The following is a 23,657-nucleotide window of genomic DNA, read 5'->3' as shown; positions in this document are numbered from 1 at the left end:
ATTCTCTATGGGCAAAATATATGCTTCACTTAAATCAATCGCTTCTTATGTCCCTCCCACCTGCATAAGCAATGCTGATTTTGAAAAAACACTTGATACAAATGATGAGTGGATTACCAAACGCACAGGCATCAAAACGCGTTACTTTGCCTTGCCTTCACAACAAACAAGCGATCTTGCTTACGAAGCAGGCAAAAAAGCAATAGAGCGCGCAGGAGTGAGTCCAAAAGATATTGACGCCGTAATTGTAGCAACTCTAAGCCCTGATTATCTTACAATGCCTAGCACTGCTTGCATTACTTCCTTTAAACTTGGCATTGAAAATAAAGCCGCCTTTGATATTAGTGCGGCGTGTAGTGGATTTGTCTATCTCCTCTCCCTTGCTCAATCTTTTATAGAATCTGGCACTTACAAGCACATTCTTATCATTGGTGCAGAAAAAATAAGTTCTGTGCTTGATTTTAGCGATAGGAGCACTTGTGTGCTTTTTGGCGATGGGGCTGGAGCGTGTGTTATAGGAAGCACAAATGATGAAAACGCAGCTATCTTGGGTGTGAATGTAAGCGCAAATGGACGATACCAAGAGTTTCTTTGTACTCCGCGTACTCATACAACCTTTGGTGATATACAAGCACAGGAAAAACAATCATTTATTCAAATGAAAGGCAACGAAACCTTTAAAGTTGCTGTGAAAATGCTTGTATCAGAAGTAAAAGAGATTCTAAGCACTCATCATATAAACCCTCAAGATGTATCATTTTTTATTCCTCATCAAGCAAATTTGCGTATTATCAATGCAGTAGGAGAGAATCTAAGCTTCGCTCCAGAACAAATCGTTATAAGCATACAAAAATATGGCAATACTTCCGCAGCATCTATCCCTATGGCTATGAATGACCTCTATGAAGAAAAAAAGCTCAAATATGGGGATTTAATGCTACTTGATGCGCTTGGTGGTGGGCTTACTTGGGGCTCTGCACTTGTGCGCTTTGGCGGCAAAACCTGAACTCTTCTTTTTCAAATACTCTTTTTGTTAAAATTACGCAAAATATTTCAAGGATACCAATGAAAGAGGCTTCTTTTTATATTGACCAAATGACTTGTCAAGCTTGTTCTAGTGGTATTGAGCGCGCTTTAAAGCGCAAAAGCTTTTGCCAAGACATACAGGTGCATCTTTTAAGTAAAAAGGCTCATATTGTATATGATGAAAACCAAACAAGCCTTGAAGATATTTTTAAACTTATAAGTAAAATGGGGTATGAACCTCATTTAGATAATTCTACACTTGATAAACACTCCGATTCAAAGCACACTTCCTTTTCACTCAATGCTCTTATAGAATCTTTTGATAATCGCTTCTTATCTACGCAAACCAAACTTATTGTAAGCATAGCTGCCACGCTTATCGTTGTAGTGCTCTCTTGGAGCGAAATGTTTGTAGGCATAAGTCTGCCACACACGATTCATTACACACTTTTGCTTGTTTTGAGCTTGGTGGTTATGCATATGGGAAGAATGTTTTATTTGCGTGGATTTAAGGCACTTTTTATGAAAAATCCAAATATGGATTCTCTGATTGCCATAAGCACGAGCAGCGCTTTTTTATACAGCCTACAAGGCGCGTTTAATGCACATTTTCATACATACTTTGATAGTGTATGCGTGATTATCACACTTGTGCTTGTTGGAAAATCTATTGAAGAACGCTCTAAAAAAGATGTGCTTGATAGTGCTTCGCTGCTTTTGCAGCTTAACCAAAAAACACTCCAAAAAATTCAAATCCCACACGATACTACACTTGATATTCAAACCCTTTCAAATGCCCCTTGCAAAGCAGTGAGCGCACAAGAAATACAAAAAGGAGATATACTCAAAATATTGCCCGGCGAGATGATTATGGTAGATTCTATAATGATAGAGGGGCATTCAAGCATAGATACATCTGCTATTAATGGTGAATCACTCCCTCTTTTAGCCCATAAAAATGATAGGCTTTTTTCAGGAAGTATAAACCTTGATGGAGTGCTATATGTACGTGCAGAAAAAAATGCACAACAATCCACTCTCGCGCAGATTCTACAACTTGTGCAAAAAGCACTTGAGGGCAAAGCACCTATTGCTTCTCTTGCTGATAGAGTAGCAGCATTTTTTGTGCCACTTGTAATATGCTTGGCTGCAATAGCGGGAGCGTTTTGGTGGGGTATGAGAGATTTTGAATTCGGGCTTGGTATTTTTATCGCTACTCTTGTTATTTCTTGCCCGTGCGCACTTGGGCTTGCTACACCAATGGCAATTCTCCACGCTCAAGCTATTTCAAACAAAATGGGTGTGTTTTTTAAAGATGCTAGAAGTTTTCAATCTCTTAGTCAAATCACGCATATTGCTTTTGATAAAACAGGCACGCTCACACAAGGACTAGAAATATCGCAGATTCTACCCTTTGATGAACGCTTAACCCAACAAGAAATCTTTAATCTCGCCTACACTTTAGAATCCACAAGTGCTCACATTATTGCTCAAGCTTTTGCCTCACACCCTATGAGCGCAAATGCTACGCTTTATCCAATTACAAATGCACAAAATATCATAGGTAGCGGCATCAAAGGCACTATTAATGATTGTGAATATTTGCTTGGCAATGCACACTTGCTCCCACCTCATCTAAAAAAAGAGCTTGAAAATCTCCTACAAAATGATAAAATCATACTTTATCTTGCTACAAATGAACACATTTTGGCACAATTTGCATTACAAGATTATATCAAATCCGATGCAGCCTCTACTCTTGCACATTTTAGAGAAAAAAATATAAGCTTTAGCCTTATAAGTGGTGATAATCTCCCTAACACACAAAAAATTGCTCAAGCACTTGGTATTACAGATTTTAGCGCTTCGGCTAAGCCTCAAGATAAAATGCATTTGCTTGAAAAACTCAAGGCGAACAATCACAAAGTCCTGATGGTTGGCGATGGGATTAATGATGCACCTGCTCTTGCTTATGCCCACACTTCCATTGCCTTTGTCTCGCCCCAAGATATTGCTACACAAAGTGCCGATATTATTATTTACAATCAGCATTTAATGAGTATTTATAACGCATACTCTCTTGCAAAAGCAAGTATTTTAAATATAAAAGAGAATCTTGTTTTTGCTTTTTGTTATAATATTGCTTTTATTCCTCTAGCAATGGGTGTATTAGGGGGATTTGGCATATTTTTACATCCAATGTTTTGTGCATTTGCGATGACTTGCTCAAGCCTAAGTGTTGTTGCTAATGCTGCGAGATTAAAAACATTTAAGGTTTCATAGAATCCAAAAGGAGATATAATGACAACAACCCTATCAGTAAGCGGTATGCGCTGTGGTAAATGCGTAGATAAAATTGAAAAATTCATAGGAGAAATAGAGGGCATAAGCCTTATTGATGTAAATTTAGAAAAAAGCCAAGTTAGAGTAGAGTTTAATGCTCCTGCTACACAAGAGCTTATTTCAGAAGCTATACTTGAGGCGGGATTTGAGATAGATGAGAACAATTCTTGAATTTTTTAAAAAGTTTTTTCCTTATATAAAAGGACATAGCTTTTCTTTTGCAGTTGCTATTATTGCTTCGCTTGTCGTAGGATTATGCACAGCTGCAACTGCCTATCTTATTGAGCCTTTACTTGATACGCTCTCGGGTAAAGTTCCACGCGCTAATCCATTTTTTAGCTTTGATGAATTAGCCCAAAATAATATATTAGCGCTTACAATGATGCTTATGGTTGTTGGCACTTATTTAGGTAAATCTCTTGGCACTTATGTCCAAGCATATTTTATGAATTTTATTGGACAAGATATTGTGCGACAAGTGCGTGATAGAATGCTTAAGCATATGCTTTCACTTGAAATGGTATTTTTTAATAAAATGCGCAATGGCGAGCTTATGGCGAGAATCACAAATGATATTGGCATCATTCGTTCAGCTGTTTCAAACTATATTACAGAATTTATCCGAGAAGGCATTACGATTATTGGGCTTGTGGCTATTGTCATTTATCAAAGTCCTAAATATGCACTCATTGGCTTAGTTATTATCCCATTAGCTCTTATACCTATTAATCTGATTATCAAAAAACTTAAAAAATATTCACGCAATATAATGGAAAAAAACGCAGATATTACCGCTAAACTCCACGAAATTTTTAATAATATAGAAGTCATTAAAGCAAGCAATGGTGAACAATTAGAGCTTAAAAAATTTAAACTCCAAAACCTTACTTTTCTTAAAATAAGTATGAAAGCTGTGCGTGTGGGAGAACTCATCACACCGCTTATGGAACTCTTAGGAGCTATTTTACTCGCCTTAGTTGTATATATGGCAATTACTGATATTTCTCAAGGGGAACTTACTGCCGCACAATTTTCATCTTTTGCAGGTGCTCTGCTTTTTATCTACACGCCACTCAAAAGACTTGTTAATCTCTATGGACAAATGCAATCTGCTGTCGTTGCAAGCGATAGAATCTTTGAGATTCTCAATCAAACTCAACACATTCGTGATGGCGGAGTGCAACTCCAAGCTCCAATAAATGAAATTGTTTTTAAAGATGTGCATTTTCACTATAACGAAGAAACCCACGCACTCAAAGGCATAAGTATGAACTTTGCAAAAAATAAAATTACTGCGCTTGTAGGCAAAAGTGGGAGTGGGAAAAGCTCTATTATTAATCTAATTTTGCGCCTTTATGACGCTGATAGCGGAGAAGTGCTCATCAATAATCACAATATTAAAGATTATACACAAAAAAGTGTGCGCAATAATATGGCAGTAGTTACACAAAGAATTTTTATATTTAATGATAGTATTTTACATAATGTTGCTTATGGTAGCAAAATAGATGAGCAAAAAGCAATAGAATCCCTCAAATTTGCTCACGCGTGGGATTTTGTGCAGGAAATGCCTCAAGGAATACATACAATCCTTGATGAATTTGGCTCAAATCTTAGTGGAGGACAACGTCAAAGAATCGCTATTGCACGCGCAATTTACAAAAATCCTGAAGTGCTTATCCTTGATGAGGCTACTTCTGCGCTTGATTCACAAACTGAAGAAGCGATTAAAGAAAGTATAGAGCGTCTAAGGCACGATAAAATTATTATTATTATAGCTCACCGCCCAAGCACGATTGAACTTGCTAATGAAGTCTTGCACCTGCAATTAGGACAGATTATCAAGCAAGAAACTTGTACTAAAAATAACAAAACATCTTAAGATTCTCAAAATGGCATAAAAAAACTTTAATCAATATTTTTCTATAATGTAACTTAACCTTTTTTAAATGCCACAAAGTCGCTTTAAATTTAAAGCTTTAGATATTTTGTGTAAGTTATAGAGGTCAAACTACAAACAGGAGGTTTCATGCGAGAGGATAAAATAATTGAAAGCTACACAGGGGTAACACCTCAAAGAAAAAAGAGTAAAATCCCTGCCAAACTTGATTTTTGGCAAAGTGCAACAGGGTTATTCTTAGGGCTCTTTATGTTGGCACATTTGCTCTTTGTGTCAAGCATCTTAATCAGCAAAGAAGCAATGTATAAGGTTACAAAATTCTTTGAGGGGAGTATGATTTTTGGTGAAGCAGGCGAACCACGCATTGTTTCCGTTATCGTGGCTATTGTCATTATTGCTCTTGTGGTGCATGCATTTTTGGCATTGAGAAAATTCCCGATTAACTATAAACAATTTCTTGCTTTGCGTGTTCATAAAGATTTAATGAAACACGGAGACACGAGTTATTGGGTGATTCAAGCGGCAACTGGTTTTGCTATTTTCTTTTTGGCAATGCCACACGTATTCATAATGCTTACACAACCTGAAAATATCGGTCCAAGCGCAAGTTCATATAGATTCTATCATCAAGATTTCTATTTGCTTTATGCGCTTTTACTTTTTGCTGTTGAGTTTCACGGCTCTATTGGACTATATAGGCTTTGTATTAAATGGGGTTGGTTTGAAGGGTTAGGTATTAAAGCATTGCGTGCTATTAAACTCACTCTTACAGCGTTCTGTCTTATACTTGGTATTGCTTCGTATGTGGCATATATGCAAATTGGACACGGACTAGATAGCAGCAAGAGCATTCAAGAATATAGAATCCTAGATGAGCATACACAAGGGAAAGGAGAGTAAATGAAAGTAGTATATTCAGATGCACTGATTATTGGCGGTGGTTTAGCAGGACTTCGTGCTTCTATTGCGGCAAAACAAGCAGGGCTTAATACCATTGTGCTTTCTCTTGTGCCAGTCAAAAGAAGCCATTCGGCAGCTGCACAAGGTGGTATGCAAGCAAGTCTTGGAAATTCTGTAAAAAGTGATGGGGACAATGAAGATTTACACTTTGCAGACACAGTAAAAGGAAGTGATTGGGGTTGTGACCAAAATGTAGCAAGAATGTTTGTTACTACTGCGCCAAAAGCTATTCGTCAATTAGCAGGCTTTGGTGTGCCTTGGACAAGAATCCAAAAAGGCGACCGCCCTGCAGTTATCAATGGCGAAAAAGTAACAATTACAGAAGATGATTTTAGACACGGCTATATTCATTCGCGCGACTTTGGTGGAACAAAAAAATGGAGAACTTGTTATACAGCCGATGCTACTGGGCATACAATGCTTTATGCAGTAGCAAATGAAGCCTATAAACTCGGTGTAGATATTCAAGATAGAAAAGAAGCAATTTCTCTTATCCATCAAGATGGGAGATGTTATGGAGCGGTAGTGCGTGATTTGGTAACAGGCGAACTTATAGCCTATGTGTCTAAAGGCACTTTGCTTGCCACAGGTGGTTATGGCAGGGTATATCGCAATACTACAAATGCTGTTATTTGTGAAGGAACAGGTGCAGCTATTGCAATGGAAACAGGTGTAGCAAAACTTGGCAATATGGAAGCTGTGCAGTTTCACCCTACACCTATTGTGCCTAGCGGAATCCTCCTTACAGAAGGCTGTCGCGGTGATGGTGGTGTTTTACGCGATGTTGATGGCTATCGCTTTATGCCTGATTATGAACCAGAAAAAAAAGAACTTGCAAGTCGTGATGTTGTCTCACGAAGAATGCTTGAGCATATTCGTAATGGCAAGGGAGTAAAATCTCCTTATGGCGACCACTTATGGCTTGATATTTCTATACTTGGTAGAGCGCACGTAGAGAGAAATTTGCGTGATGTGCAAGATATTTGTAAAACATTTGCAGGAATAGACCCTGCAACACCGGGTGTTTGGGCTCCTGTGCGACCAATGCAACATTACTCTATGGGTGGTATCCGCACAGATTATAGGGGAGAAACTTATCTTAAAGGGTTATTTGCCGCAGGTGAAGTAGCTTGCTGGGATTTACACGGATTCAATCGTCTTGGCGGAAACTCTGTGAGTGAAGCTGTGGTGGCTGGTATGATTATCGGAGAATACTTTACAGAATACTGCCAAGGAGCAAGTCTTGATGTCAAAACTTCCTTGCTTGAAAAATTTGTCAAAAAAGAAGAAGAATATCTCGCTTCATTGCTCAATAGCACAGGAAACGAAGATGTTTATGTGCTTAAAAATGCTATGAAAGACATTATGGATAATGATGTGGGAATCTTCCGTGATGGCAAGAGTTTGCAAGAGGCTGTGAATAAACTAGAAGAGCTCTATAAACGCAGTAAGAATGTCCGCGTGCAAAACAAAAAACTTCATAATAACCCTGAACTTGAAGATGCTTACCGCACACCAAAAATGCTTAAGATTGCATTATGTGTTGCAAAAGGTGCGCTTGATAGAACAGAATCTCGTGGAGCGCATACGCGTGAAGATTATCCAAAACGCGATGATGCGAATTGGCTAAAACGTACACTTACAAGCTGGGAAGACCCAAATCAAACATTACCAACGGTTACTTATGAAGATTTGGATATTATGAAAATGGAAATTGCACCCGGCTTCCGCGGCTATGGCGCAAAAGGTATGATTATTGAACACCCAAATAGTGCTATTCGCCAAGCTGAGATTGACAAAATTACACAAGAGATTCAAGCAAAAGGCGGTGATAGATACGCCTTGCAAGAAGCCTTGATGCCTTTCAATCTCCAACCACAATTTAAAGCAAGAAACCAACGACTAGGAGATAAGTAATGAGTGCAACACAACAAAAAGGAAGAACATTAACGATTCGGGCATTAAAGTTTGACCCACAAAGTGCAGTGTCAAAGCCACATTTTCGTGAGTATAAACTTGAAGAAGCTCATTCAATGACGGTTTTTATTGCATTGGGTATGATTAGAGAGCAGCAAGACCCTGATTTAAGCTTTGACTTTGTATGTCGTGCTGGTATCTGTGGAAGTTGCGCGATGATGATTAACGGACGCCCAAGACTCGCGTGTAAAACGCTCACTCAAGATTTCCCAGATGGTGTCATTACGCTTATGCCCCTCCCTGCATTTAAGCTTATCAAAGATTTAAGTGTAAATACAGGTGAATGGTTTGCAGGTATGACAAAACGCGTTGAGAGCTGGATACACACTCAACATCAGCCTGACATTTCTAAGCTTGAAATGCCTATTGAGCCAGAAGTAGCCGATGAAGTTTTTGAGCTTGATAGATGTATTGAGTGTGGTTGCTGTATTGCAAGCTGTGCAACAAAAGTTATGCGCGAAGATTTTGTAGGCGCAGCAGGAATGAATCGTATTGTGCGCTTTATGCTTGACCCACACGATGAGCGAACTGATGAGGATTATTACGAACTTGTAGGCAATGACGATGGTGTGTTCGGCTGTATGAGTCTTATTGCGTGCCACGATACTTGCCCCAAAGAACTTCCACTACAAAGTAAAATTGCTTATTTACGCCGCAAAATGCTCAGTGTAGGTATGAAATAACACCTCTTTCTACCCTTTTGAATCTAAAAGGGTAGATTCAAAAGAAATATAATGCAATCTATTTGGTCTTTTTTTCTTTCATCAACAAATATTGCTTTCCTCACTCTTGTATGCCTTTTTATATTCGCTGGTTGCTCTTCCATTGTTGCAACTACTAAAGATATTAAAGACCCACTCGCGCTTCAATCAAAGCCAACACCTGTTTTTGACCCTATCCTTACCGCTATTGGCACGCCTTATAGAGAGAAACTCAAACATAATCCAACTATTACAGGAGGAATGCTCGTAAGCGATGGATTAGACGCATTTTTGCACCGCGCTTATCTTGCTCGTATGGCAGAAAAAAGCATTATCTTGCAAACTTATATTTATAAAAATGACCTTGCTTCGCGTATCCTTATGCACGAGATTTGGCTTGCTGCACAAAGAGGAGTGATAGTCAAAATACTCATTGATGATAATGGTTTAGATTCTGATTTTTCAGATATTATTGCTCTGAGTTCTCACCCAAATATTGAAGTAAAAATATTCAATCCCTATAAAAACCGATCAAAAATCCTACGTTACCCAGAAATGGTATTTGATTTTAACCGCATTAATCATCGTATGCACAATAAGCTCTTTATTGTAGATGATATTGCCCTTATTATTGGCGGACGAAATATCGCAGATAATTATTTTGACCAAAACCATCATATTAATTTTGTTGATACAGATGTGCTTTTTATTGGCAAAGTAGCAATGGAGGGCAAAAAAAATTTCTATGAATATTGGAATTTTCATCGTTCTATTCCTGTTTCGCTCCTTAAATTCAAAACGCCACTCAAAAAACTCAAATCCTCTATGGAGAGCCTCAAAGCAAATCCGCAATGGGTAGATTATGAAGAAAAAATCAATGCCCTCATTCAAAAATACAAAAATAAATCTTTTGAAGTATTTTGGGGTAACGCCGTGTTTATTGGCGATAAGCCAGAAAAAATCCAAGACTCACAAGCACAAAAACCCATTGCTAAAGCACTTGCGGAGATTCTCAATTTTACACATAAGAATCTTTATATTTCTGCTGCTTATTTCGTGCCAAGCAAAGAAGGCATAAAACGTTTTAAAATGCTCATTGATTCAGGAGTAGATATTAATATTCTTACAAACTCTCTTGCCTCTACGGATTCTCTTGTTGTATATAGTGCGTGGGAACGTTATCGTAACACTCTTATTAAAGAGGGGGCGAATATATATGAATATCAGTATCAAGGGAGGGGCAAATCAAAGCTACGTGATAAAATATCAAAGTCCAAAGCTTCTTTGCATAGCAAAAGCATTGTATTTGATGATTGCATTACTTGGATTGGGAGTTTTAATCTTGACCCGCGTTCAACTCATCTGAATACCGAATCTGTTGTTATTTTTGATAATCCCCATTTTGCAAAAGTGCTCAAGGCTGATTTAATGATAGATATGGAAAATGCGTGGCACGTATATGATAAAAATGGCAAAACATTTTGGGAGGGAGATAATGAAGGACAAACAGAAGTTTTTACCTACCCTCCTGATACAGGTATTTGGACAAGGATTCTAAAAACACTTGCAAAAATCCTCCCTGAAAGTCAAATTTAATTCTACAAATATATATTAAGGTGTAGGTGCTAAGGCGTTACTAAAGCTTTTGAGGCTTTTTTGAAAAACATTTTCTCCTGCGTTAAGAGGTGAAGTAGAGAGCTGTGTATGGCACTGAATACAAGCATTAATAGCTCTATGCTCTTTAGCAAGCGATGGAGATTGAATCTTTTTCGCATCGTGGCACGAAAAACAATCCTCTCCACAGCTACCCATATCAATTTGTGCCATCTTTTCATCAGTATGGCAAGTCTTGCATTCAAGCATAGGGCGATGTCTTATGTCATTTTTATAATCAAGATTCTGATGGCACGATTTGCAATCTCCCGTGCAAGCCCATACATCTAATATTATAATACTTACTACCAATAGTGTTCTCTTAAGCAATCTCATCTTTATCCACCACCAACAAAATCTAAAATCTCCACCTCATCACCATTTTGCAATATATAGCTTTCCCATAAGCATTTTTTTACAACCTGCGTATTCACTGCAATCGCCATTGCTTTGTGGAGAATACCTAACTCTTTTAAAAGTGATAAAATGCTTACTTGCTCATTTAGCTCATAATCCTTGCCATTGAGTAATATATGCCCACTCATTACTCCTCCTTTTTTTCTTCATTTTTAGGGGAAAAAAATTTAAAAAATCCATCTTTAATATTTTGTTGCGCAGTGCGTGAGAGTGCCAAATCTCCATATTCAATATCTTTTGTAATCGTGCTTCCTGCACCAATAAGCACATTTGATTCTATCTTTAAAGGCGCAATAAGTTGCACATCACTCCCTACAAACACGCTTTTACCAATAATTGTCTTATGTTTTGCTTTGCCGTCATAATTACAAGTAATCACTCCTGCACCGATATTGCTACCCTCATCTACCTCACAATCCCCAAGATAGCTTAAATGTCCTACTTTCACGCCACGCAAAATACTTGATTTTGTCTCAACAAAATTACCAATATGCGTATTTTTAATATGGCTCTTAGGACGGATATGCGCCAAGGGTCCAACATCACTTGATTCTATAATACTTTGCTCAATCACACTATGGGCTTTAATATGAGAATCACTAATATAAGAATCTCCTAATATCTGCACTCCCTGCTCTATAATGCACTCGCCACTAAAGGTAACATTAGATTCTATATAAATAGTATGAGGCAAGTGCATAATTACACCCTGCTCCATTGCCTTCTCGCGCAATCTTTGAAGCATCACCTCTTGGGCAGATGAGAGCTGAATCTTAGAATTTACTCCCATAAACTCCTCTTCTTTAACTTGCAGTGCGGCTATTTTCACACCATTTTCTTTAGCATAAAAAATCACATCAGTAAGATAAAATTCTTGCTGATTGTTCGCATTTTGCACTTGGGGCAAATAAAGTTCAAGGATTGATTTGTGAAACTTATAAACACCCGCATTGACATCTTGTATTACAAGCTCGGATTCTGTGGCGTCTTTTTGCTCAATAATCCTTTGCACTTCACCCGATTCTATCACTACACGCCCATAACCAAAGGGATTTTGAAGATGCAAGACACTCATTACAATTTGTGCTTTGTTTTGGCATAAAGACTTAAGAGTTTGTGAGCGCACAAGAGGCATATCACCATTTAAAATAAGAATCTCATCATATTGATAACAAAAAGGCTTTTTGGCATTTATCCCTGCACTTTGTCCTTGCATTAGCGCACCACCCGTTCCGGGATAATGAGCGTGGTCTTGGAGATGAAAATGCAATGCTCCATTAGCATAAGCCTGTTTGTAAGCACAAATCACGCGCTCTTTAATTGTATTTTCTTGATGAAAAAGCACAATATGCACATCATCACTTATTTGCAATGCTTCATCAATGGAGTAAAATAGCATTTCTTTGCCACAGATTTTATGCAGCACTTTGGGCATCTTTGATTTCATTCGTGTCCCAGCTCCTGCGGCTAAAATAACTACTGATACATTCATAAATTACTCCTTCATCTCTATTGAATTGGCTTAATTTATATAATTTTAACACACTAAATCCTATAATACGCCCTTTAGTTTTGATTTTGGAGTGATTTTTGAAAAAAATACTTTACCTGCTTAGTTTATCTATAATTTTTGCTTATGCAGAGCCAACAGAGCCAAAACTAGAGCCCGCACTTCCTGCACCCTCTAGCGTTCCCTCTGTGCCATCAATCCCAAATAATCCCATTCTGCCATCAGTAGATTTATCTCTCACTGCACCAAAAGAACCTACCGAACTTGTCGCTACACTCAATATTGTCCTTATTATCACACTTCTTGTCATTGCCCCCTCACTTGTGCTTGTGATGACAAGCTTTACCCGCATTGTCATTGTCTTTGCTTTTTTGCGCACCGCACTTGGCACGCAGCAGTCTCCTCCTACGCAAGTGCTTGTAAGTCTTGCACTGATTCTGACATTTTTTATTATGGAACCTGTGGCAACCAAAAGCTATGAAGTGGGTATTAAACCCTATACAGAAAAAAAAATCTCCTATGATGAAGCCTTTGAAAGGGCGATTGTGCCCTTTAAAGATTTTATGATTAAAAACACGCGCGAAAAGGACTTGGCTCTTTTTTTTAGAATCCGCCATCTTGAAAATCCTCAAAGTGTTGATGATGTGCCTTTAACGGTGCTACTTCCTGCATTTATGATTAGTGAGCTTAAAACTGCATTTTGGATTGGATTCTTGCTTTATCTGCCTTTTTTAGTCATTGATATGGTGATTAGCTCGGTGCTTATGGCTATGGGTATGATGATGTTGCCACCTGTAATGATTTCATTGCCTTTTAAGATTCTCGTTTTTATACTTGTTGATGGGTGGAATCTCTTGATTGGTAACCTTGTGCAAGGCTTTAAGTAGCTAGGCTTAGAATGAATTGTAAGCATTTTGGCGTATGTGGAGGTTGCACAAATATACAAGATTATTCGGCACAACTCCAAGCAAAGCATAATCTCACTTTGCAAGAATTTCACTCCTTTATATTTGACAAAGATTCTCAATCCTCTCATAGCCCCTCACCCATAGAAGTGTTTGCCTCACCGCAAGAAGGATTTAGAGCAAGGGCAGAATTTAGATTCTATCGCGCTTTAGAGAATCAAAACACACTTGATTTTGCTATGAATGCATTTGGACATAATCATCGTGTGCGAATTGAGCAATGCCTGATTCTCCTCCCGCTTGTGCAACGCATTATGCCACTTTTATTGCATTATGTGCGCACATACGATATACTAAGTTACAAACTTTATGCGTGCAATTTCCTCTCTTGCTTAGATAATGAAACTCTTATCACTCTTATTTATCACAAGAGCTTAGATTCGCGCTGGGAATCTCTTGCATTAAAAATACAAAAAGAACTCCAAAACGCCCTTAATGCGACTATTCACATTATCGGAAGAAGTAAAAATGCTAAACATATCCTCTCAAGCGATATTATATGTGAGCATCTTACACTCTTTGCAAACACTCCAAAAGAACACACCTATACCTTTTTCAAACAAGAATCACGATTTTGCCAACCCAATCCTTTTATCAACACTCAAATGCTTGAATTTATCTTTTCCTCACTCGCCTCAATCTATACTTCACAAACTCCTTGTGATATGCTTGAACTTTATTGTGGGAGCGGTAATTTCACCATTCCTCTCTCTCTAATATTTCGCCGCATTTTTGCTACTGAAGTAGTCAAATCTGCCATTACCCTTTTGCAAAAAAATATGGCTGAAAATAATGTAGAAAATATCACTCCTGCGCGACTTAACGCATTTGAGAGTATCCAAGCATTGCGTAAAGAACGCACCTTTTTTCGTCTCAAAGATATTGATGTGGATAATTTCGCATTTGATTGTGTGCTTATTGACCCACCTCGTAGCGGTGTCAATGAGCAAGAAATATTGCATTTCTTGCAAGGTTTTAACACGATTGTATATGTCTCGTGTAATCCTCACACACTATTGCGCGATATGCGCACTCTTTGCCAAAGCCATTATATAATGCGATTTGGACTTTTTGACCAATTTCCACATACACACCATAGAGAATGCATAGTCATTTTACGCAAACACTCTCATTGAGATTGCATACACTACTCTATCTTGCGTAATACTAAAATAAAAGCAGGCAGTGCGAAGAGTGAAGCAAAAAGAGGATTGAAACCAACCCCCAAAAATGGTGCAACAACAACCAAACCACCGATTTGATTTGCCAATGCAATGCCGACATTAAAGGCTGCTTCATTCACACTCACCGAGCTATCCATAGAATCAGGCGTATATTTGCGCGCCATATTCATCGCATTGACTTTGAGCGCGGGAATTGAGGCAAAGGACAAAAAACCCATAATTGCTAAATTTATCACAACAAACACTTGTGAATACGCACTCACGCTTACAAGAGCGTAAAAGACAATTTGTAAAAAAAGCACAATGTGTAAGGCACGAATTGAGCCCTTATTATCAGCAAGTCTGCCACCAAAGAGATTCCCTAAAATCGCAAATATGCCATAGAGCAACAAAATATAGACAATGCTTGTCTCTTCAAAATGGCTTTTTTGTGTCAGTAAATCTGTTATATAAGTATAAAGCACAAATGCCCCGCCACAAGTGCATATCGTAATAGCATAGGCTTTGAGCAATGGTAGATGTAAAAAAGCCTTAAAAAGTGCATTTATATGCGTCTTACAGCCTTGCAAATGACTTGGCATAAAAACAATTGCGCTTACAAAAGCGATGAGCGTGCAAAGGCAAATAAGCAAAAAAATAGATTTAAAACCAAAAATTTGCCCAATAAATGTCCCCAAAGGCACACCACTCACAAGTGCAATCGTTAAGCCTGATACCATTAATGCAAGATTGCGAGATTCTTTTTCTTTGGGAGAGACTTGAATCGCTGTAAGTGTAGCAATGACAAAAAATACTCCGTGCTGTGTGCCTGCGATAAATCGTGCAATGGCACTGAGTATAAAATTATCGCTCACATAAATCACAAAATTTGCCAAAGCAAACACGCCAAGATTGAGCAAAAGCTGTAATTTACGATTGAATCCACTGAGAGGAATACTTAAAAGCGGCGCACCAACAACTACACCTACCGCATACAAAGTCGTCAGCAATCCCGCCTTATTAGAATCTACGCCAAAGTATGCCTTGACATCTTGCAAAACACCTGCGATAATAAATTCTGTAACACCCATACAAAAAGAGCTAAGAGCTAAAACTAAAATCGTTTTGTTTGTTGCATTCAAAGCTGTTGTTTTCATATTTTATACCTTTTGCCTCATAGAATCTATTCTCTTGTTATAGTTTTGTGTGAATGATACCCACCATTTCTACAATTTCAAAACCAAAGAGTTTTTCATCATAATGACGCATTTGTTTTATAAAATGTTCGCCAAAAATTGTAATTGTAGTCTTTTTGCCCTTACTTTTAAAATCAAATATGCCCACCATACCAAAGGCAGATTGTTTGCTCCTTGTATCATATTTGAAAAAAGCGTAGTGGTCGCCATCTGGATAAAATGTAGGAAAGTAATAATTCACATATTCATTTGCTTCATAGTATGGATTACCTACATAATACTCTTGTGCCTCATCATAATATGGAAAATACTCTCCATTAGGCTTTTTAGGATAATAAGCATAGCAAGAATGTTGCCAATCAAGCACAATGATTTCATTTTGCTGCCTTTCACTCTCGCTTTGTGGATATAATTTTAAACTTGTAATTGCATATTTATCCAAAACTTTCGCAAAAATATGTGGCATTTTTTCTTGGAGGACTTTATGATTGACTTTATCAAAATCCGCAATATAAACGATATAAGGTAGAGAATCTGGAAATTGCAAAAATCGCCAATGTGGTCTCATATCAAAGCCAATTTTTTTATTCATAAACTTCGTTTCTTCTTCGCCTAGCACTTCATAATTTTGATGAGGCACGATAAGTCTATCTTTATAAAATCTCTCTTGTCTAAGTTGTGCCCTTTTACTCAATATGCTCTTAATCAATATTGTCTCCAAAATATCACTTTTTATCTCCACAAATAATTGCAAAAGCGATATTATATTATAATTTGCGATTTGTTGCTTATTGCTTTACATATGATAAAATATGCCGAATTTACAAAGGATACAGATGAAAAATATCATTGGAGTATGTCTGCTCTGTGCGTGTGTGTTAAACACATATGGGGAAGTTATCGCTGGAGTAGCCATACGCGTGAATGGACACGCTATCACTTTATATGAAATTGCCTCTTTGCAATCGCGTCTTAAAATCTCCAAACAAGCCGCCATTGATATGCTCATCAATGAGCGATTAAAAGATGATGAAATTGAACGTTTTAAAATCAGCATTGAAGATTTTAAGATTGATGAAGAGATTGCTCTACTTGCTGCAAATGCTAATTTAAGCAAAGAGGAGTTTCTTAGAAAAGCCACACATACGATGAGCCTACAAGAATACCGCTCACAGATTAAAAAACAACTCCAAACTAAAGAACTTATGCAAAGAATCCTTGCTTCCAATATTAGCATTTCAAGCGAAGATGAGCTTTTAAGCTATTATACACACCATAAAAAAGAATTTTTGATTCCATCACAGGTGCGTGTAGTGCGTTATTTTGCTCAAAGCGATAATGCATTACAAAAGGCAATACAATCACCTAAACAAAATATTCGCGGCGTGCAAAAAGTAAATGAAACTATTGCTCTTTCTTCTTTGAATCCTCAAATTGCTCAAGTATTTATGCACACGCCAAATAATGAATTTACACCTGTGCTTACTACCGGTGGCAATGGTTTTGTGAGTTTTTTGGTCAAGGAGCGTTTGGGTGAAAGCCCTATTAACTTTGAGGAAGCAAAGCCTCTTATCAACCAAAAAATTATGGCACAAAAAGAGCAATCTATTATCACTGAACACTTTAATAAAATCCGCTCTAGTGCCAATATTATAACACTTAGGGAATAATTATGCCCTCTTATACCGACCCACTTTTTGGCATTATCATCTTTGTATCTCTTATCGCTACGGCTGCGTTTATTGATTATTTACAGAATCATTACAAGGAAAAGAAAAAAAAACGTTCTTTAAAAAACCTGACTAAATCGTATGAATTTGCTGGACTTAGTAGAGGCGTAGAGGAGTTTCTCGCGCTTTCGCAAAACCCTATTCCTACTTTATTATTTATCGCTAATGCCTATATCCAAAGCGGTAATACGCAAGAAGCAATTAAAATTTATTTGAGCATTTTGGAAAATCTTGATAATTCAAAAGAAAGCGCAAAATCAAAAATTGAGATTCTCCAACAACTCGGCATTGCTTATTATACTGCCGGTTTTTTACAAAGAGCAAAAAATATTTTTTTAGAGATTCTCAAAAACTATCCCCGAAATCCTCAAGTGCTCATTTATTTGCTCAAAACTTATGAAAACCTAAGTGAATACAAAAATGCTATTGACACACTTGAGTGTATTGAAGAAATTTATGATTCAGATTCTACTCTTACAATGCAGGAGCATTTTTTTTATACAATTACGCTTAATAAAGCTTATCTGCATACACTTTTACTTATAAATCAATATGCGATACCTCTATCAAGCAAGATTCAAAGGCTCAATGAAATCAAAACACAAGAGCCAAAACTTGAAAAAATTATTTTGCTCTTTTTCAAAAGTGTAAGCCATTCGCTCTTTTGGGAAGAAGTCAATACAAGCGAAAATATAGCAAGTCTTATTGATGTATTATGGGATTTTGAGCGCAAAAATGTGCCTATTGAGCAAATCACACATCCGCAGATTCTTGATGTCTATCGTGCAAAAGGCTGGATACAAGATACAAAAAAATGTGAGATTTTTGAGTTAGAAAATATGAGAATCTTAAAGCAACATTCAACACTTTGCGTAGATTTTAGTTTTGAATACCGCTGTCATAGCTGCAAACAAGTATTTCCATTTGAAAACGCACGTTGTTCGCATTGTGGTGAATTGCTCAATACCGATGTAATCTATAAAATACAAAAGATTGATAATGAAGCAAGTTACTCTTTATTGTGATGGTAGCTCACTTGGGAATCCCGGTGCTGGTGGCTGGTGTGGCATACTTTCTTTTGATGATAAACAAAAAATTCTTAGAGGTGGGCAAGCTCATACAACAAATAATCGTATGGAACTCCTTGCAGTCATAGAATCTCTCAAGGCTCTTAATCAGCCCTGTATTGTAAATGTATATAGTGATTCACGCTATGTGTGCGATGGTATCAATGTGTGGCTTAAATCGTGGGTTTCCAAGCAATTTAAAAATGTTAAAAATCCTGATTTATGGCAATTATATTTGCAAGTTTCATCACCTCATCAAGTGATTGCACATTGGGTAAAGGGACACTCTGGAGTGCCACAAAATGAGCTATGTGATAAACTCGCCAAAGAAAGTGCGCAACTTTATTTAAATAAAGGAATTTCCGATGAATAAATCTATTTTGCCTAAATCACCACAGCTCCTTGAAAAAAAAATAGGCTATGTTTTTCAAAACCAACAACTTCTCCTTGAAGCCCTCACGCACAAAAGCTGTAAAAAACAATACAATAATGAACGACTTGAATTTCTAGGAGATGCTGTTTTAGATTTGCTTGTAGGAGAATATTTATTTAAAAAATTTCCTTATGCCAAAGAAGGGGAGTTAAGCAAATTACGAGCGTGTATTGTGAATGAAAAAGGCTTTATGAAACTTGCCAAATCCCTTGATTTAGGAGCATACTTATATATCTCACAAAGCGAAGAAAACAATAAAGGACGACAAAAAGCTTCTATTTTATCTAATGCCTTTGAAGCCCTTATTGGTGCAATTTATTTAGAATCTAATCTTACTTATATTCAGCCCATTATTTATGATTTACTTGAACAAAATTATACAAAAATTGATTTGCCCTCTCTTTTTATGGACTATAAGACTGCCCTTCAAGAGCTTACCCAAGCTTTCTATGGTGAGATTCCAACTTATATACTCATTAATGAGAGCGGACCTGACCACAAAAAAAACTTTGAAGTGGCTTTAAGTGTGCAGGGAAAAGAATATGCTAGAGCAAGTGGGAGTTCAAAAAAAGAAGCACAGCAAAAAAGCGCACAAATTGCCTATAAAAAACTCTATGAAAAGATGAACAAAAACTCATCAAAGGAACAAAAATGAATACTTTTGGTAAATCATTTCGTGTAAGCACTTTTGGAGAATCTCACGGCGAGGGGATTGGTTGTGTCATTGATGGAGTGCCTGCAGGATTGCGTATAGATGAGCATTTTATAGCATCTATGATGGCAAGGCGCGCACCCGGACGCAATCAATACGCAACCCAGCGCAAAGAATCTGATAAAGTGCAGATTCTAAGTGGCGTATTTGAAGGATTAAGCACAGGCACACCTATTGGTATGTGGATAGCAAATAATGGAACAAAAAGCAGTGATTATGCCAATATTAAAGATATTTTTCGTCCCGGACACGCTGATTATACATATTTCAAAAAGTATGGTATCCGAGATTATCGCGGTGGTGGGAGAAGTTCAGCAAGAGAGAGTGCAGCAAGGGTAGCAGCTGGAGCTGTGGCACAAATGCTCTTGCGTGAATTTGGTATAAGTGTTCAAAGCGGTATATGCTCAATCGGCAATATTGCAGGGAAGCAATATGATTTTGCATACGCACTTGAAAGTGAAATCTATGCACTTGATAAAGAATGTGAAGATGAGCAAAAGACACTTATTGAAAATGTTAAGAGGGAACACGATAGCATTGGTGGGAGTGCTCTTATTCGCGTAGATGGACTTCCTGTGGGACTAGGTGAGCCACTCTATCATCGTCTTGATGGAGCTTTGGCAGAGGCACTTATGGGACTGAATGCAGTTAAAGCGGTAGAAATAGGCGATGGAATCAGCTCTTGCGCACAACAAGGCAGTGAGCATAACGATGAAATGGATAAAAATGGCTTTAAGAGTAATCATAGTGGTGGTATTCTAGGAGGCATCAGCAATGGCAATACACTGCTTGTCAAAGCACATTTTAAACCCACACCAAGCATCTTTATACCTCAAGCGACACTTGATATACACTCACAAGAGCAAACCTGCCATATCAAAGGGCGACACGACCCTTGTGTAGCAGTGCGCGGGAGTGTAGTTGCTCAAGCTATGGTTGCACTTGTGCTTGCCGATATGCTTTTATTACACGCTACTTCACAGCTTTGTTTTTTAAAAAAGATTTATGAGTAAGAACAAAATTCATTTTATAGTTATTTTAAAGCAAGAAGATTCTATAATCACACTCCCTTAACACAATAGGAGACAATAATGATAACACTCAAAGAAGCCCTAAACAAATCCGAAAATGAACTCAAAGAGATAAAAACCCTCTTGCGCCAACGTGTCAAAGAAAACATAGAACTCAATGCCTATATCGGTGAAATTAATGAGAGTGGAAGTGGTGTGCCAATCCTCATAAAAGACAATATTAATGTCAAAGGTTGGGAAATCACTTGCGCAAGCAAAATCTTAAAAGGCTACATTTCTCCTTATAATGCAAGTGTTATCACAAAATTACACGAAAACAAAATGTGTGCTTTCGGGCGTGCGAATATGGACGAATTTGCAATGGGAAGCACAACAGAATCTAGTTGTTATGGGAGAGTGAAAAATCCCCTTGATACTTCGCGTGTGCCCGGTGGAAGCAGTGGAGGAAGTGCTGCTGCTGTGGCAGCTGGGCTTGCTATTGCCTCACTTGGAAGTGATACAGGAGGCTCAATACGACAACCTGCTGGATTCTGTGGTTGTGTAGGGTTAAAGCCAAGCTATGGGAGAGTAAGTCGCTATGGGCTCATTGCTTATAGCTCAAGTTTAGACCAAATCGGACCTATTACGCAAAATGTGGAAGATGCCGCACTTTTGCTTGATGCCATAAGTGGATATGACAAACAAGATTCTACAAGTGCAAATCTCCCTCCTCTTAGTACATTTAAAAACCTTGACCCAAATGCGCGCTACAAGATTGCTATATTAAAGGATTTTCTTAAAGACGCTACGCCCCAAATACAAGAAGCCTATAATCATACAATTAAAATGTTAGAATCTATGGGGCATACCATTGTTGAAAAATCTATGCTTGATACACGCTATCATATCTCGGCATATTATATTATCTGCACCGCAGAGGCTAGCTCTAACCTTGCGCGCTTTGATGGAATCCGCTATGGCACAAGAAGTGAATCAAAAAATCTCAAAGATGTATATCTTAATACGCGTAGTGCATATTTTGGCGAAGAAGTAAAGCGGCGTATTCTGCTTGGAAGCTTTGTTCTGAGTAGTGGCTATTATGATGCGTATTATCTCAAAGCACAACAAGTGCGAAAGAAAATCTGTGCAGATTATGAATCTATTTTTAATGAGTGCGATAGTATTCTCTTGCCTATTGCTCCAAGTGTAGCTCCCAAGTTTGGCTCAACGCATTCACCTTTAGAGATGTATTTAAGCGATATTTATACTATTGGTGTCAATTTGGCAGGATTGCCCGCCCTGTGTATGCCTGTGAGCAAAGATAAAAATGGTTTAAGCATTGGTATGCAGTTTATTGGCGCAAAATTCAAAGAACAGAATATTCTCAATATTGCCTATGGACTAGAAAAAGAAATAAACAATTAAGCTTATAAAGGAGTAAAATATGAAAATAAAACAAAAAGCTCTCACTTTTGAAGATGTCTTACTTATCCCTGCATATTCTGAAATCCTCCCCCAAGAAGTAAATACCCAAACTCTTTTAAGTAAAAATATCTCACTGAATGTTCCTCTTGTAAGTGCGGCAATGGACACCGTCACTGAATGTCGCACTGCCATTGCTATGGCAAGGCTTGGTGGCATTGGCATTATCCACAAAAATATGGATATTGCCTCACAAGTAGAGCAAATCAAACGTGTAAAAAAAAGCGAGAGCGGGGTTATTATTGACCCTATTTATATCCGCGCGAATAACACCCTTGCTGATGCAAAATTAATGACAGATAATTATAAAATCTCTGGTGTGCCTGTGGTTGATGAATATGGCAAACTCATCGGGATTCTCACTAACCGCGATATGCGCTTTGAACAAGATTTAAATAAATATGTAGGCGATTTAATGACAAAAGATTCTCTCGTTACAGCAAAAATAGGCACTACACTTGAAGAAGCAAAAGAAATTATGCACAAAAATAGAATTGAAAAGCTCCCTATTGTTGATGAAAATTATATGCTTAAAGGACTTATTACAATTAAAGATATTCAAAAACGTATAGAATATCCTCATTCCTGCAAAGATAATTTTGGACGATTAAAAGTTGGTGCAGCTATTGGAGTGAAGCAGTTTGAAAGGGCACAAGCACTTGCTGATGCAGGAGCTGATGTGTTGGTGCTAGATTCTGCACACGGACATTCTATTAATGTCATTAAAACATTGGAGAGCATTAAATCCAAACTCTCCATTGATGTGGTGGTGGGCAATGTGGTAACAGCTCAAGCCACACAAGACCTTATTAATGCAGGAGCTGATGCAGTAAAAGTAGGCATTGGTCCAGGTAGCATTTGCACCACTCGCATTGTTGCTGGTGTGGGAATGCCCCAAATTTCAGCAATTAATGATTGCTCTCAAATTGCCCAAAAGCATAAAATCCCCATTATCGCCGATGGTGGCATAAAATATTCAGGAGATATTGCTAAAGCTTTAGCAGTTGGTGCTTCAAGCGTGATGATAGGAAGTCTTCTTGCAGGCACTGAAGAGTCTCCGGGCGATTTAATCATTTATCAAGGCAGACAATACAAAACCTATCGTGGTATGGGAAGTATAGGTGCAATGACACGAGGAAGTTCGGATAGATATTTTCAAGAAGGCACAGCGCAAGATAAACTTGTGCCTGAAGGTGTGGAAGGGCGAGTGCCCTATCGGGGCAAAGTAAGCGATGTGATTCATCAGCTTATAGGTGGATTAAAGTCTTCAATGGGCTATTTGGGTAGCAAAGATATTCAATCTTTGTGGGAGAGGGCAGAGTTTGTAGAGATTACCTCTGCTGGACTTAGAGAATCTCACGTGCATGATGTAGATATTACCAAAGAAGCACCAAATTATCACGGCTAAAGGA

Annotated in this window: 22 protein-coding genes; 17 read left to right on the top strand and 5 right to left on the bottom strand. The window is 37.9% G+C overall.

What is annotated here, in order from left to right; all coding sequences use genetic code 11:
* Nucleotides 1-7 precede the first annotated feature (7 nt).
* The 8 genes from OQH61_RS00295 to OQH61_RS00260 all read left to right on the top strand — a co-directional run bounded on the left by OQH61_RS00295 (nt 8) and on the right by OQH61_RS00260 (nt 10,503).
* Nucleotides 8-1,006, top strand: a complete 999-nt coding sequence (locus tag OQH61_RS00295; protein WP_266025230.1) for a beta-ketoacyl-ACP synthase III — start codon at nt 8-10, stop codon at nt 1,004-1,006.
* 59 nt (nt 1,007-1,065) lie between these two features.
* Nucleotides 1,066-3,309 carry a heavy metal translocating P-type ATPase gene (locus OQH61_RS00290; protein WP_266025229.1) on the top strand — a complete coding sequence of 748 codons (2,244 nt, stop codon included), beginning with the start codon at nt 1,066-1,068 and terminating at the stop codon, nt 3,307-3,309.
* Nucleotides 3,310-3,327: 18 nt separating this feature from the next.
* Entirely contained in the window at nt 3,328-3,540 is a 213-nt protein-coding gene (locus tag OQH61_RS00285) for a copper ion binding protein (protein WP_266025228.1), read from the top strand.
* Nucleotides 3,524-5,251: an ABC transporter ATP-binding protein gene (locus OQH61_RS00280; RefSeq protein WP_266025227.1), complete on the top strand. Its 1,728-nt coding sequence runs from the start codon at nt 3,524-3,526 to the stop codon at nt 5,249-5,251. Before OQH61_RS00285 ends, OQH61_RS00280 begins: the two co-directional genes overlap by 17 nt.
* Nucleotides 5,252-5,398: 147 nt before the next feature.
* Nucleotides 5,399-6,169 (top strand): fumarate reductase cytochrome b subunit, encoded by a 771-nt coding sequence (locus OQH61_RS00275; RefSeq protein WP_266025226.1) that lies wholly within the window; start codon nt 5,399-5,401, stop codon nt 6,167-6,169.
* Entirely contained in the window at nt 6,170-8,146 is a 1,977-nt protein-coding gene (locus tag OQH61_RS00270) for a fumarate reductase flavoprotein subunit (protein WP_266025225.1), read from the top strand. It begins immediately after the preceding gene.
* Nucleotides 8,146-8,889 (top strand): fumarate reductase iron-sulfur subunit, encoded by a 744-nt coding sequence (locus OQH61_RS00265; protein ID WP_266025224.1) that lies wholly within the window; start codon nt 8,146-8,148, stop codon nt 8,887-8,889. The genes OQH61_RS00270 and OQH61_RS00265 overlap by 1 nt, the downstream gene beginning before the upstream one ends.
* A 51-nt stretch (nt 8,890-8,940) precedes the next feature.
* Nucleotides 8,941-10,503 (top strand): phospholipase D family protein, encoded by a 1,563-nt coding sequence (locus OQH61_RS00260; RefSeq protein WP_266025223.1) that lies wholly within the window; start codon nt 8,941-8,943, stop codon nt 10,501-10,503.
* Between the two features lie 15 nt (nt 10,504-10,518).
* Here the strand turns inward: OQH61_RS00260 and OQH61_RS00255 are convergent, their stop codons facing one another.
* Genes OQH61_RS00255 through glmU form a run of 3 tightly spaced genes read right to left on the bottom strand, consistent with a single transcriptional unit; the run spans nt 10,519 to nt 12,469 of the window.
* Nucleotides 10,519-10,896 carry a hypothetical protein gene (locus OQH61_RS00255; RefSeq protein WP_266025222.1) on the bottom strand — a complete coding sequence of 126 codons (378 nt, stop codon included), beginning with the start codon at nt 10,894-10,896 and terminating at the stop codon, nt 10,519-10,521.
* Nucleotides 10,897-10,898: 2 nt separating this feature from the next.
* Nucleotides 10,899-11,105: a sulfur carrier protein ThiS gene (gene thiS / locus OQH61_RS00250; protein ID WP_266025221.1), complete on the bottom strand. Its 207-nt coding sequence runs from the start codon at nt 11,103-11,105 to the stop codon at nt 10,899-10,901.
* Nucleotides 11,105-12,469, bottom strand: coding sequence for a bifunctional UDP-N-acetylglucosamine diphosphorylase/glucosamine-1-phosphate N-acetyltransferase GlmU (glmU, locus tag OQH61_RS00245; protein ID WP_266025220.1), 1,365 nt, complete (start codon nt 12,467-12,469; stop codon nt 11,105-11,107). Before glmU ends, thiS begins: the two co-directional genes overlap by 1 nt.
* A 98-nt stretch (nt 12,470-12,567) precedes the next feature.
* Between glmU and fliP the strand changes: the two genes are divergently transcribed.
* Both fliP and OQH61_RS00235 read left to right on the top strand, forming a co-directional pair.
* Nucleotides 12,568-13,374, top strand: coding sequence for a flagellar type III secretion system pore protein FliP (gene fliP / locus OQH61_RS00240; protein ID WP_323053987.1), 807 nt, complete (start codon nt 12,568-12,570; stop codon nt 13,372-13,374).
* 11 nt (nt 13,375-13,385) lie between these two features.
* On the top strand, nt 13,386-14,588 hold the full coding sequence (locus OQH61_RS00235) for a tRNA (uridine(54)-C5)-methyltransferase TrmA (RefSeq protein ID WP_266025219.1): 1,203 nt from the start codon (nt 13,386-13,388) through the stop codon (nt 14,586-14,588).
* 11 nt (nt 14,589-14,599) lie between these two features.
* Here the strand turns inward: OQH61_RS00235 and OQH61_RS00230 are convergent, their stop codons facing one another.
* Nucleotides 14,600-15,772 carry an MFS transporter gene (locus OQH61_RS00230; protein ID WP_266025217.1) on the bottom strand — a complete coding sequence of 391 codons (1,173 nt, stop codon included), beginning with the start codon at nt 15,770-15,772 and terminating at the stop codon, nt 14,600-14,602.
* A gap of 37 nt (nt 15,773-15,809) precedes the next feature.
* Nucleotides 15,810-16,520 carry a DUF2716 domain-containing protein gene (locus tag OQH61_RS00225; protein WP_266025216.1) on the bottom strand — a complete coding sequence of 237 codons (711 nt, stop codon included), beginning with the start codon at nt 16,518-16,520 and terminating at the stop codon, nt 15,810-15,812.
* Nucleotides 16,521-16,647: 127 nt separating this feature from the next.
* Between OQH61_RS00225 and OQH61_RS00220 the strand changes: the two genes are divergently transcribed.
* The 7 genes from OQH61_RS00220 to guaB all read left to right on the top strand — a co-directional run bounded on the left by OQH61_RS00220 (nt 16,648) and on the right by guaB (nt 23,653).
* A complete protein-coding gene (locus OQH61_RS00220) occupies nt 16,648-17,481 on the top strand; it encodes a peptidyl-prolyl cis-trans isomerase (RefSeq protein ID WP_266025215.1) in 834 nt (277 codons plus the stop codon).
* Nucleotides 17,482-17,483: 2 nt separating this feature from the next.
* A complete protein-coding gene (locus OQH61_RS00215) occupies nt 17,484-18,566 on the top strand; it encodes a hypothetical protein (RefSeq protein WP_266025214.1) in 1,083 nt (360 codons plus the stop codon).
* Entirely contained in the window at nt 18,541-18,981 is a 441-nt protein-coding gene (gene rnhA / locus OQH61_RS00210; protein WP_266025213.1) for a ribonuclease HI, read from the top strand. The genes OQH61_RS00215 and rnhA overlap by 26 nt, the downstream gene beginning before the upstream one ends.
* The gene (gene rnc / locus OQH61_RS00205) at nt 18,974-19,696 is read left to right on the top strand and encodes a ribonuclease III (RefSeq protein WP_266025212.1); all 723 of its coding nucleotides are present in this window, start codon (nt 18,974-18,976) and stop codon (nt 19,694-19,696) included. The genes rnhA and rnc overlap by 8 nt, the downstream gene beginning before the upstream one ends.
* Nucleotides 19,693-20,766, top strand: a complete 1,074-nt coding sequence (gene aroC / locus OQH61_RS00200) for a chorismate synthase (RefSeq protein WP_266025211.1) — start codon at nt 19,693-19,695, stop codon at nt 20,764-20,766. Before rnc ends, aroC begins: the two co-directional genes overlap by 4 nt.
* Nucleotides 20,767-20,844: 78 nt before the next feature.
* The gene (gene gatA / locus OQH61_RS00195) at nt 20,845-22,188 is read left to right on the top strand and encodes an Asp-tRNA(Asn)/Glu-tRNA(Gln) amidotransferase subunit GatA (RefSeq protein WP_266025210.1); all 1,344 of its coding nucleotides are present in this window, start codon (nt 20,845-20,847) and stop codon (nt 22,186-22,188) included.
* A 19-nt stretch (nt 22,189-22,207) separates the two neighbouring features.
* Entirely contained in the window at nt 22,208-23,653 is a 1,446-nt protein-coding gene (guaB, locus tag OQH61_RS00190) for an IMP dehydrogenase (protein ID WP_266025209.1), read from the top strand.
* Nucleotides 23,654-23,657 lie beyond the last annotated feature (4 nt).

It is taken from the genome of Helicobacter sp. MIT 21-1697 (assembly GCF_026241255.1).
GTDB lineage: Bacteria > Campylobacterota > Campylobacteria > Campylobacterales > Helicobacteraceae > Helicobacter_C.
This window is presented reverse-complemented; position numbering and strand designations above follow the sequence as displayed.